Genomic DNA, 12570 nt, shown 5'->3' on the forward strand with positions numbered 1-12570 from the left:
ATTTTTGTCGCTTATCTGAAGTTGAACTAGAACGGAAGGGTCACAGCCCTTTATGCGAGATACCTGCTGCCATCAGGCCATTGATTTCCTGCTCCGATAAACCAAGCTGTAACAGTATCTTCTCGGACTCTGAACCGAGTGGGTTGGTTGGCTGACCCGCACGAAAACCATCGTCATCCAGGCTAAGCGGCGGCCCCACGATAGTCATCGCACCAACCAACGGGTGTTCGAATCTATGAAACATCTTGTTGGCATTGATCTGCTCGTCATCGGAAAGTTCAATCGGCAGATACACCTTGGACACGGGAATGCCGGACTTTCGCAAGAGTGTGACCCAATGGTCGCTCGATTGACGGGCGATCAGTTGTTCAACTTGTGACGCAAGGTTGCTGTAGTACGTCAGCCGATCCCCAGCAAAGTCCCGGGTAAGCCCAACATCAACAATGCCCAGCACCTCGCCGAACTTTGTCTGCAAGGAACGGCTTCCACAAGCGATCGCAATAAACGAATCCTGAGTAGCGAACGTTGTGTAATACACATTCATCATTCGCGTCAGCAGCGCAAGCTCGGCCGGTTGAACCGATGCAAGTTGCTCCGCATAAGATGCACCGCTCGCCCGCTTGGCAGCCAGTTGCTCCAGCATCTTGGCATGTTCCACTGCATCGCGATCCGCCTTGGCAAGTTGCGTACTCGACATGGACATCGCCGCCTGCAGCAGACTCGTTTCTATGATGCCACCTGCGCCCGTTCGCTCACGGCGCAACAACGCCGAGAGAATACCGAACGCGAGCGTCACACCAGCCATCGTATCTACACTAGCGGTCTCGCAGGCGGCGGGGCGACCGTCAATTATTCGGCCGTTCGCCGCCATCAGCCCGCTACGAGCCTGAACCACCACGTCCTGACCCACATTGCTTGCTTCGGGCCCGGCGTTGCCATAGCCCGACACCGAACCAATGATTAGGCGTGGATAACGCTCAAGGAGTTGTCCGGGAGCAATCCCCATCTTCTCTGCAAGGCCCGGTCGAAAATTCATCAGGACGACGTCGGCCTTTTTTATGAGTGCCTCGATTACCGGCTTAGCAGCCGCGTTACCCAGGTCCAGAGGCAGACAATGCTTACCGTTGTTGCGGCAAATGAAGTGCCTCGACTCACCCCCCCCCACCGTACCCGCGGAGCGCATAGGGTCGCCACTGAGGGGCTCTACCTTGACGACCTCGGCACCACCATCGGCCAATAACTGAGCCGCGACAGGCACCGCCACGAACTGCCCGAATTCAACGACATTAAGGCCTTTGAAAGGCTGCTGAGACATCTCTTCTTCTCCGAAGCAAGCACTGACGATTGGATTCAAACAGCCGGCGCAATACTCTTGTGGGGCGGTGACAGGAGAAAACTGGAGATAAAGCTGATCACCAGCCCGATAGCACAGAAAACAAACGCAAGCTCATAGCTGCCCTGCTGATCCGCGATATACCCTGAAACAGTTGGCACGGCGGCCATACATAGCGTCACGACGGGCAAGACGATCCCCATGATGCTTGGATAGGATTCCGGGCTGAAATAATTTCCGAGCATCGTCGTGTCCATGACGAGGCTCGCTCCAAATGCCGCGCCGAAAATCGGGCCGCAGACCATCAGGATGACAAAGGCGGGGGCTTGCCATATCACGAGAAAGGACAACAGCATGAGCCCCATAGATACGCTGATCACCCAGCGGGGTTCAATGCGATCGCCCACCCACCCCATAGGGAAGCGAATGACCGCGCTCCCGATGAGGACGGACATGAGCACATAGGCCGCCTGCATATCCGTCAGCCCGACATCGGTGAGATGCAAGACGCCGTGGGAAAGTATCAACATGAGCGCCATGGCTTTGGTGACGAACGTCAAGAGGAAGAAACGCAGGGTTCGCGTTCTGAACGCCTCGCCGGGTGTCCACGGTGTTGAGGTGCGATAAGTCCGAGCAACCCGCACCTGCGGTCCTCCTGCTTTCTTGGCCTCTTCGGGACGGATGCCGTCCGGGTATTGCCCCACATCCTCCGGCTTGTTCCGCACCCAAAAGGAGAGGATCAATGCGACAGCCGCCAACGCGGCAGAAACCAGCCAGCCCACTCGCCACGTGCCCGCGTGCTCCATAAACCAGGTATAGACCGGCTGTGCAATGAAGCCACCCACCGGTGCTGCGGTCATCACTAAACCCAGGACGGTCGCCCGTTTCACGCTGAACCATTGCATGACGTTGAGCTGAATGGGCACCAGGCCGGCGAAAGCCAGACCGATGGGGACGATGAAACCCCAGATGATCGTCCAGGGCACGATTCCTGTCGTGACGGTACCAAGAAGAGTCATCCCTGCGAGCAGCACGATGAGACCAAGGATGATGGTCGTCTTGCTACCCAGTTTCTTGAGAACAATCGCGACTACCGGCGCCAGAAATCCCAAGACCAACAGATGAATTGAGTTGGCAATCGAAGCACTGCCGCGACTCCAATTGAAATCCGCCACCATCGCCGGAAAGATCACGCTGTAGCCGTAGACCACCAGCCCCATTGACGCCAGATACACGAAAAAGAATATGGCGGCGTTGACCCACCCATAGAACATACGTTGGTCGTCTTGTGCTCTCATGTACTTGTCTCTTCTAGTTTTAGTTCGATAGGCCGGTTATGGCTATAACCGGCCTGTGCGCCTAGCTTCGATCCGTAGCGAATCGAGAAACGGTCAGAAGCTATATTTCACAGCCACGCCCCACTCCCTTGGCAGCGCTGGTTGACGCATCGCAGGTACGCCAAGACCTGGAAGATAGAAAGCGGACAGCACGTATTCTTCATCGGTGAGATTGGTGCCGAACGCCGCGACATTCCAGCCCGATGGGAAGTCCACACTGACCCTTGCATTCAACAGCCCATATGCCTGCTGCTGAAGCAGCGGGTTAGTGGTGTCCTGTATTTCGAAATAGGCTTTGTCTTTCCAGGCATAGTCGAGACGTGCAGTCAGGCTGCCCCAGTCCAGCGGCACTTTGTACTGACTTGATAGCGTGTAGGACCATTTCGGCGTGAACAAAAACTCGCTGTCGATCGTCAGCGGCCCTCCCCGCCTGTCGGCGCTCTTATACTCCGCATCGGTGAACCCCACTGAGGCGCTAAGTGTCAGGTTGTCCACCGGCTCAAGGAGCGCTTCCAGCTCAAACCCTTTAATTTCCGCCGTTGGTGCGTTGGAGACAACTGCGACTGAAACCAGGTTGTTGCCGCTCGGCCTGATGTATGTAAACGAATACTGGATATCTTTATAGTCGCTGTAAAACGCTGCCACATTCAGACGCAGGCGATTGTCCAGCAAGGTGGATTTCATCCCCAGCTCATAGGTCCAGACATACTCTGGAAGATATGCATTGAGTGTGTCTCTATTGAGAACATCACTCAGACTGGTAACCGAATTGATCAGACCGCCGCTCTTGAATCCCCTGGCCGCGGAAAGGTAGGTCGAGATATCGTCGTTCCACTTGTACACGACATTCGCACGCCCGGACCAATCGCCAATGCTCATCTCGCCACTGAGCGGAGTCGTACAGGAAGCGCAAATGAAGCTGCCGTCGTAGATGTTTATCTGCTGATAGGATTCCGTCTTTTCATCCTTGGTATATCGAAGACCACCTGTGACACTGAGCTTATCCGTAATGTGATAGGTGCCCTCTCCGAATGCCGCCCAACTGTCATTCGTTGACCAGCGTTCGCGCTCAGAGCTCAAGTCCGGGATGAGCCCAGCTTGCGTAAGCGGTACGAAAACGTACGCGGTTGACGGATCGAAGGCGTCCTCGGAGAAATAGTAAAGCCCAAGGATCCAATCAAGCCGATCATTGAAGGAAGCTCCGTTGATCTGAAATTCCTGACTGAACTGATCCTGGTCAGTGTAGTTATTCCCGGCGCCAAGACCGTGCGAGGTGAAATCCAGATCCGACCCAAAGCCGGTTTCGTATTCTCGCCAGGCGGTAATCGATTTTATGAAAATGTCAGTACTGAGACTCCAGTCCACCGTCATGGAGCCGCCCAGTGAGTCCATGTAATTGAAATTGTCTCTGCCGCCACGATATGTGCCGTAGGTGCTGTAGATATCCGGCGGCAAGAGGCTCTGATCAACGGGTGGCTGCGGATTGAGACGTGCATTGAAAAGATTGTGGAAGGATATCGGTCTGAATTCCGCAATCGACCGCACAGTGGCCTTCTCGTCCATGTCCGTCGCTTCCACTGAGAACAGGACCTTGATGTCGTCCGTCACCGTCCAGTCGAGCAATACACGGCCGCTGATCCGGTCCCTGTCGCCCATTTCATCGATCTTCTTACCTGTCGAATAATCGAGTACTCGGCCATAGCCATCCCGCTTTTGCGTCCCCACGGCAATTCTGCCGTTCAGCCTGCCAGGGATCAGTGCCCCATTCAGATTGAGCTTGGCGTCGAAACGGTCGAATGAACCAACGGTCACCTCCGTACTGCCCGAGAAATCCCCTGTCGGCCTGGCTGTGACAAAACTGACGGCTCCGCCAATGGTGTTCCTTCCAAACAAGGTTCCTTGTGGTCCACGCAATACTTCGACCCGCTCGAGATCCACCATGCCCAGATCAATGGCTTGCTGCGTAGACAGGTAAACGCCGTCCAGATAAATGCCCACACCCGGACCACCCAGCGAATTTCCGATGCCGCGCATGAATACTTCTGACGTCAACGAACCATCGATGCCGTTGTTGTACATGCTGAAGTTCGGCGAGAACTGCGACAGCTCCTGAAGGCTGGTGAGCGATCGCGCCTCGATATCGGCTGTCGAGAAGACATCGATCGATATCGGCACATCCTGCAGATTCTCGGTTCGTCTTCTGGCGGTGACCAGAATTTCTTCGACCGCTCTGCCGCTGTAACCCTCTTCTTCAGCGGCGGCGTTCGCGCCATCGGTGGCTGCAAGTACCGCGAGAACTGAGAGAAAACCAATTGGCCTAATAGTCATATGCCCCCCGATTTCATGCCGTTCGATTGCGTCGCAAGTGACCACCGGATCGGCTTTCACTGGCAACGGTCTATTTATAGTTTCCCAGTGAAGACGGGCTTTCTTTTCTCTGTGAAAGCGGCTACGGCCTCTTTAAAGTCGTCGGACCTGTCCAACAGTTGCCATGCAGTACGCGTAAAGACGTGCAGTTCCTCCAATGGGACGTTCAGGAACTGACGCATACCTTCCTTGATGATTCTCACGGCCGCGGGAGGATTACTGGCAATTCTGGCAGCCATCTCCATCGTCGTGCTCATCAGCTGGTCCTGAGGCACCACCTTGCTCACGATGCCTGTTCTGTACGCTTCTGCAGCATCGACGAGACTGCCTGTCAGTACCATTTCATAGGCTTTCGACAGCCCTACTATCCTTGGCAACAGGAAAAGGGCCATCTCCGGTGTAACCCCCAGTTTGACGAACGCCTCGCCGAACCTGGCGTTCTCTGAAGCAATTCTGATGTCACAGCAAAGCGCAATCTCGCATCCGAGTCCGACTGCGTCGCCATTTACAGCGGCGATAGACGGCGTATGAACGCTTCTCAGCAGATTGTGTACCCAACCAACATTCCTGTGCTTCTTCATGAGATTCATGTAGAGCAGCTCTTTCTGGCTCTCTTCGGTCGACTTGAAGAGATACTCGGCGCCTTTCAAGTCCAGCTCTTCATGAGTCTGAGCATCCATGACACCGGCATTTTCGCGAGCCTCGATGGATTTCTTGAATAGCGTCTTAATATCTCCACCGACACTGAAGGCTCTGTCGCCGGCCCCAGTCAGCACCATCACCCTGACGTTGTCATCGTTGTCCGCTTCCGTAACCAGCTCGGTTAGTTCCGCGATATCTTTGTGTGTCAAAGCATTGTGTGGTGGACGATTGATCGTGATCGTTGCGATATGATCCTCAACGGAATACAGAGTTCTTCTTTCTTCTTGCGTTGACATCTTCTTTCCTCGCAATACCCGGTGAACATTAACGGCGTTTGATCAATGGATCAGGTGCGAACGAACGGTCTACTTGCCCAGTGGGCATGCGTTCCGCTACAGATCTTGTGCGGCAAACCGATGCGGCAGACCGGACCGTCTTCGATGTGTTTCGCATCGAGCAGAATGCATTCCGACGTGCCTTTTTTCTCATCGGTGACAAAGCTGACGAGATAGCCGTCGTCTTCATCAGTGGCGCCGATGCGCGGCGCGAACGGCGCTTCGCTTGCATACTGCTGGTCGCCGAGATTGAACTCCCACGAGCGGCCAGTGACCACATCGTGCTTGACGAATCCGGTCATCAAGAACCAGCCGGGCTTGGCGCGCGAGCTGTACACGTATCGATAGGGACGACCGGTCATCTGCTGATTGATCGTGCCGAACTCGAGGACGCGATCATCGAGCGGCTCTTCGCGTGTCTTGCCGGTGCGCATGTCGAAGCGCCAGCGATGCAGCTGCGAGCGAAAGCTGTACTCGTCGAGATGCGCCATCATGTGACCGTAGCCAGCCGGTGCGTGTTCGTACGGAGGCGGCTTCGGATTCTCCTGGAAGTATCCGTCCATGATGATCTCGTGGCCGGCTTCGTAGGCGTTGAGGAAATGCAGCACGTACGTTGGCTTGGCTTCGAACCAACGCACCTCTTCACCCTTGCCATGCCGTGGCAGGATGCCGAAGCGCGATGGCATGTCGTGCATGCGCACGGCATGGATGCTCCGCTTCAGCAGCTCTTCGTCCCAGAACGCTGGCAGGTCGTTGACAATCGAGTAATGCGCGGAAACTGCGAGATCGTGCGGCAGCCGGGGTCCCGGCAGTTCGATCGGCGTGAAGCTCGTTACCTTGCCGTGCCTGTTCACGACGCCGTAGTGCATGTACGGCGCGTGCTTCGAGTAATTGAAAAACATCAACTCGTCGGTGTGCGGGTCAACTTTCGCATGCGCGGACACGCCATCGAGCGGCGCCCAGGCCGCCACGCCCAGCGGGTCGAGCGTCTCCGGATCCATGCAATACGCTTCGCCACATTGATAGAAGGTGGACAGCGCAACGCCGCCATGCACGCAGATATCGGTGCTCGATGAATCCTTGAGACTGCCGTGCGCTCCGAAGCCAGGACGGCGCGATGTGCCCGGCGGATCCATGAGTCCGCCCCACAGCGATCCGTTCGCATCCTGCTCCGCCTGCAGACAGCGCGTGCGTACGAATCGGTTCCGATAGCTCACATGGTCGGGTCGGAAATCCATCTGATGGATCATGCCGTCGCCATCGAACGGGTGATAACGACCGAGCGGCTGGTGGATCTGATTCTCGGTGTTGCGCAGGTACACGCCGTCGATGTCGGTCGGTACTTTGCCTTCGAGCACGGGCAAGTCGCAGGCCGTGACTTCTTCGTGCAACGGCGTCCACGCACCGTTCAGATACGGATGATCGCTGGTGCGCAGCGTGGTCCGGATCAGTGGGAGCTTCTTGATCTTCATAGATCCCTTTCGAGCCTCATGGATTCCTTTCGACCTTCACGGGAATTTCTCGCAATCTTCATCGGATTCCTCGCGCCAACGTCAACCGACACACGGTCTGCACAATGGCCAAGAATGTATTTCAGATAGTCTTGATATGCAAGTCGATAGATCGACATGGATCACGCCCTCTTTGGACAGGAGGACAAGACGATCAATCAATCACCGCAGAGTGATCGTGCCTACCTTCGCATCCCCACTATCAATGCGCGCGAAGTTAGAACGGCGCCTTCAGCGCGCGCAGTCATTTATTCGACGAAGGCTTTCGTGGCGAAGCAGCTGATGATCCATCCGCGTGGACACGCTCGCGATCTCTTCGATTTTTTGTGCGCATTCCTGCATCAGCCCGCGATACCCGCCGCCGCGGTCATGGATCGCGTCGTCGTGGCAGCACCTCGACCTCACGCACACGCGAAGGCACCCTTTAGAGTGTGCCTGCCTCTGTTTACCCGTTCACCAGCGGCCAATGCATGGCCGCCGAGAGATTCATCAGCTCATGTTGCGTTCGATTCGAGTGCATAGAGCGTCCCTGCGGAGGGTGGATCGGCGTAGAGCTGTTCGACGTCTTGCGAGCGGCGCTCCAGTGCGACTCGCTGATTGATCGTGCCCTTGTCGGACACTTCATGAGCATCGATGCTCGGCGGCTCGATCAGCAGCCGCAGACGCTGAATCTTCGCGCTCGATCCCCGGCCCGCATTGAACGTGGCCAGGCGCTGCGCCAGGAATGTGGCAATCGCACTCTGCACCTCCACCGGTGATTGCGCATCAGCGCCGGCGATCGATCGACAACCTGCGTCGCTCGTCCACGCCAGCACGGCGACGTACGCGCGATGCTCGCCACAGATGAGCGCGTCGGACAACACCGGCGCGCACGCTTCAAGGAGCCTGGCTCGCAGCGCGCCCGCCGAGACCCATGTGCCGTTCGAAAGTTTGAATTCTTCGGCGAGCCGACCGGCAAACTTGAGGCCCTCTTGCACGTCGTTGTCGTCGTGGAATTGCGCAGTGTCACCGCTGCGATAGAAACCCTCCTCGTCGAACATCTCGCGTCCGGCCACACCGAGATATCCTGGAGTGATCATCGGACCCCGCATACGGACTTCGTAGCGCGACGCGATCGGTACGAGCTTCACCTCCACTCCGGGCATCGGCAGGCCGATGCCGACCTGCTCGGTCGGGAAATAGATCGACATGCAGCCGCTGGTGGTCTCGGTGGCACCGTAGCCGGTCGTAAAGAAGATCCGCTCGCCAATCGTGCGCACCGCGAGCTCCTGGAAGCGATCGTAGAGTGCCTGCGGCAGCCCGGCACCGCCATACAGCGCGAGTCGCACACCGCCGAAGAAGCGCTCGCGCAGTTCCGCATCGCTCTCGAGTGCATCGGCTAGCATCGCGTAGCCAATCGGTACGTTCACATAGAACGACGGGGCAAGTTCCTTCAGATTCGCGATCGATTCTTCGAACTTCCCCGGCATCGGCCGGCCGCCGTCGATGTACAGAGTGCCGCCGCTGGTGAGCACTCCCATCTTGGTAAACGCGCCAGAGACGTGATTCCACGGCAGCCAATCGAGCATGGTCTCGTGCCAGCCAGCCGTTTGGCCGAACACCTGCCGCCCCTGCGCTAGGTTCGCGGCGATCATGCGCTGGGTTTGGATCACTGCCTTCGGCAAGCTGGTCGATCCGGAGGTCATCATGTAGGCCGCAGGAGCATCGGGATCGATCGCTTCGATCGACGTCGTTACCGCGTCCGTGACACGCGTGGCCAGCACCTCGCTCAGCGCGACGGCAGGTCGGCGCAGGAGCTTCGGATCGTCGGTCACGATCACCGCGTCGCCGAAGTCCACGTTCTCGAGCGCGGCGCGATACAGCGCTGCTTGTTCGGCGAAGACCACGGCTGGTCGTACGAGCCTGATCACGTGTTTCAGGCGCCCATAGTCGCCTCCCATCAGCGCGTAGTTCACGCTCACCGGACAAAGCGCAATGCGCGCACTCATCGCACCGTACTTCACTATCGCATGGGCAATGGAATTGCCGGACAGGACGAGCACCGAACGCTCCGGAACGATCTCGAGATCGAGCAGCCATTGAGCGACCGCATCAACGTCACGCTTCGTGGCAGCGTAGGTATGGCGTATCCATGGCGCCGCAGCCGTCGGCCGCTGTGCAAGGTAAGTCTGTTCAGGAATGCGTCGAGCCCAGGATGCGAGTTCGGCGGGAATATTGGGGACGAAAGCCTGCAGTTCGGTCGCGGCCCGCACGATCAGAGTACCGTCCGAGCGCCGTTCCACGTCCATGCGAGCGGAAGGGAAGTAGGTCCGGCGAAACGGGACCTGCGCTGCTTGCGTAAGGGCGTGTTCGATCATGACGATTCCGGGTCGAGGGTACAACGATCGTCACTGAGTAGGTCTTGAAATGCAAGTCGACTGGCATACGATGCTCTGGTGAGCGCATCGGTTTGACGCCCGCAACATCTGCAGCTCGTGGACGAACCGCTGCGCACCAAGCAGCGCTTCTCTATGTCTATTCCGCTAGATGATAGCGGATTCAAAACCGCTATCGAGGCGTCACGCTGTCTGCAGCTCACCTCATCTGCTTTCGGTTCGAACTCGTTCGTAATCAAGGCCTGTGTACGCGACATGCAGGGGCGCTCGTATCGCTGCGCCCTGCAGATCTCGTCGGCCTCTGTAACGCTTTCCCTGATGGTTCAGAAACGTGACGTCATCGGTTCCCGTCTACTTACCCTTATACACGGGCTCTCTTTTCTGGAGGAACGCCTCGACGGCCTCTCGATGATCCGCCGTTCCCATACAAAACTCCCAGGCCAGGTTGCCCCACCGCTTGTTTTTCTCGGCGGGGATCTCGATGCCCCAGCGAATACCTTCCTTCGCCAGTTTCACTGCCAAGGGAGGTCTGTTTGCCAGCTTGGACGCCAGTTCCATGGTGGCGCTCATCAACTGCTCATGCGGCACCACCCTATTCACCAGCCCAATCTTATCCGCTTCTTTGGCATCGATAATATCGCTGGTAAGGATCAATTCATAAGCCTTGGCCAGACCAACCAACCGTGGGAGCAACCAGTGTGCTATTTCAGGTGTCGCCCCCTGCGTCCCGACGAATGGCCAACGAAATCGGGCTTTCTCGGAGACGATTCTCATGTCGCACGCACAGGCAATCTCACAACCCAGGCCCGATGCAGCTCCATTGACGGCAGCAATGGTCGGGGTGTTGATCCTTTGCAGCAGTTCGATGTGATGCAGCGGAAACCCCTCCATCAGAAACCTTCGGATGACCTCTTTCAACCTGTCTTCCGGCGACCATAAGAGATAGTCATAACTTTTGGATTTCAGTTCCTCTTTGTGCTGCTCGACAAACTCCGCGGACCGTTCTTCATGTTTCCCGCCGCCCAATGCAATATTTACGTCAGCACCGGCACAAAAGGTCTTGTCTCCAGCCCCCGTAATGACGATCACCCGGACGCCGTCGTCCTTGTCCGCCTCGGTAATGATGTCGATAAATGCATCAAGGTCCTTGTGAGTCAAAGCGTTCACAGGTGGCCGGTTGAGCGTCACAGTCGCGATCTTCCCGTCTACCGTGTAACTGATTCTCTCGGAGCCCATTTGAGTACACCCTTACAATAATTTTAATTAGCGAAACTTATCTTGAGCCTTGAACAGGTCACAACCCTTTATGGGAGATACCTGCGGCCATCAGATCAGCAATTTCTTTCTCTGAAAATCCGAGTTGTAGAAGTATTTTCACGGATTCCGAACCGAATGGATTGGTCGGCGGAGCGGGACGAAAGCCATCTTCATCCAAGTTGAGCGGCGGTGCCACGACCGTTACCGCACCAACCACTGGATGCTTAAAGCTATGAAACAGCTTGTTGGCTTTCACATGCTCGTCATCAAACAGCTCGATCGGCAGGTACACCTTGGAAACAGGGATACCAGCGGTTCGGAGGATCGCGACCCAGTGGTCGCTCGGTTGCATTGCCAACATGTTCTCGACTTGTGACGCAAGATTTGTGTAATGCGCTTGCAAGTCTCCGGAAAAATCGGCGGCACGTCTGGCATCAACGATACCCAGTGCATCGATGAACTTCGTTTGTAAGGAGGGGCTTCCACAGGCGACAGCGATAAACGAATCTTGAGTAGCGAACGTCGTGTAATAGACATTCTTCATTTTCTTCAGCAGCGTGAGTTCGGTTGCCTGTATCGACTCAAGTTGCTCCGCGTAGGATGCGCCCTGTGCCCGCTTGGCGGCGAGTTGCTCGAGCATCTGGGCACGCTCTACCGCATCACGTTCGTCCAACCTGGTCAGTTGTGCGCTCGTACTGGTACTCGCCATGGACACCGCCGCCTGCAGCAGGCTCGTTTCTATTACACCTCCCAGGCCCGTTCGCTCACGCCGCAACAGCGCAGAACTCACCCCGAACGCGAGCGTTACAGCGCCCATCGTATCCACACTGGCGCTATCGCATGCTGCCGGGCGACCGTCAATCATGCGGCCATTCGCCGCCATCAGCCCGCTACGAGCTTGGAGCACGATGTCCTGACCTACACTGCTCGCTTCGGGACCGGCATTCCCATAGCCCGACACCGAACCAATGATCAGTCGTGGGAAACGCTTGAGAAGCTGCTCGGGCGCGATACCCATTTTCTCTGCAAGGCCGGGTCGAAAGTTCATGAGAACAACATCGGCCTTGCTCAGCAAAGCCTCAATGACAGGCTTGGCAGCTGGTTTACTCAGATCCAAAGGTAAACAACGTTTGCCTTGATTGCAGCGAATAAAGTGTCTCGACTCCCCGCCGCCCAGCGAACTAGCCGAGCGCATAGGGTCTCCACTGAGGGGCTCTACCTTGACGACTGCTGCTCCGCCCTCGGCAAGCAGCTGGGCCGCGATCGGCGCCGCCAAGAACTGACCGAATTCAACGACATTAAGGCCTTCAAAAGGTTGTTGAGACATGGACTTTCCTATGACTTGGCGCGCTCGAAAAAGAACGAAAAATGAGCGCCTGCAATCAAGCAAACACTTTCAACCATTCCCCGCCT

8 protein-coding genes are annotated in these 12570 nt (G+C 56.6%); all 8 read right to left on the reverse strand.

What is annotated here, in order from left to right; genetic code table 11:
• Positions 1-40: 40 nt before the first annotated feature.
• Entirely contained in the window at positions 41-1354 is a 1314-nt protein-coding gene (locus VIZ63_RS10020; protein ID WP_331609446.1) for a CoA transferase, read from the reverse strand.
• Entirely contained in the window at positions 1351-2631 is a 1281-nt protein-coding gene (locus VIZ63_RS10025) for an MFS transporter (protein ID WP_331609447.1), read from the reverse strand. Before VIZ63_RS10025 ends, VIZ63_RS10020 begins: the two co-directional genes overlap by 4 nt.
• A 93-nt stretch (positions 2632-2724) precedes the next feature.
• Positions 2725-5058: a TonB-dependent receptor gene (locus tag VIZ63_RS10030; RefSeq protein ID WP_331609448.1), complete on the reverse strand. Its 2334-nt coding sequence runs from the start codon at positions 5056-5058 to the stop codon at positions 2725-2727.
• Positions 5059-5072: 14 nt separating this feature from the next.
• Positions 5073-5975 carry an enoyl-CoA hydratase/isomerase family protein gene (locus tag VIZ63_RS10035; protein WP_331609449.1) on the reverse strand — a complete coding sequence of 301 codons (903 nt, stop codon included), beginning with the start codon at positions 5973-5975 and terminating at the stop codon, positions 5073-5075.
• 50 nt (positions 5976-6025) lie between these two features.
• Positions 6026-7486, reverse strand: coding sequence for a carotenoid oxygenase family protein (locus tag VIZ63_RS10040; protein WP_331609450.1), 1461 nt, complete (start codon positions 7484-7486; stop codon positions 6026-6028).
• Positions 7487-8019: 533 nt separating this feature from the next.
• Entirely contained in the window at positions 8020-9882 is a 1863-nt protein-coding gene (locus VIZ63_RS10045; RefSeq protein ID WP_331609451.1) for an AMP-binding protein, read from the reverse strand.
• 369 nt (positions 9883-10251) lie between these two features.
• Entirely contained in the window at positions 10252-11136 is an 885-nt protein-coding gene (locus tag VIZ63_RS10050) for an enoyl-CoA hydratase/isomerase family protein (RefSeq protein WP_331609452.1), read from the reverse strand.
• A 58-nt stretch (positions 11137-11194) separates the two neighbouring features.
• Complete coding sequence (locus tag VIZ63_RS10055; protein WP_331609453.1) at positions 11195-12484, reverse strand: CoA transferase; 1290 nt, start codon at positions 12482-12484, stop codon at positions 11195-11197.
• Positions 12485-12570: the final 86 nt, after the last annotated feature.

It is taken from the genome of Povalibacter sp. (assembly GCF_036520495.1).
Taxonomy (GTDB): domain Bacteria; phylum Pseudomonadota; class Gammaproteobacteria; order Steroidobacterales; family Steroidobacteraceae; genus Steroidobacter.

Coding starts and splice junctions, on each gene's coding strand:
- VIZ63_RS10025 (WP_331609447.1), bottom strand. CDS start 2,631: ATGAGAGCACAAGACGACCAACGTATGTTCTATGGGTGGGTCAACGCC.
- VIZ63_RS10035 (WP_331609449.1), bottom strand. CDS start 5,975: ATGTCAACGCAAGAAGAAAGAAGAACTCTGTATTCCGTTGAGGATCAT.
- VIZ63_RS10040 (WP_331609450.1), bottom strand. CDS start 7,486: ATGAAGATCAAGAAGCTCCCACTGATCCGGACCACGCTGCGCACCAGC.
- VIZ63_RS10045 (WP_331609451.1), bottom strand. CDS start 9,882: ATGATCGAACACGCCCTTACGCAAGCAGCGCAGGTCCCGTTTCGCCGG.
- VIZ63_RS10050 (WP_331609452.1), bottom strand. CDS start 11,136: ATGGGCTCCGAGAGAATCAGTTACACGGTAGACGGGAAGATCGCGACT.
- VIZ63_RS10055 (WP_331609453.1), bottom strand. CDS start 12,484: ATGTCTCAACAACCTTTTGAAGGCCTTAATGTCGTTGAATTCGGTCAG.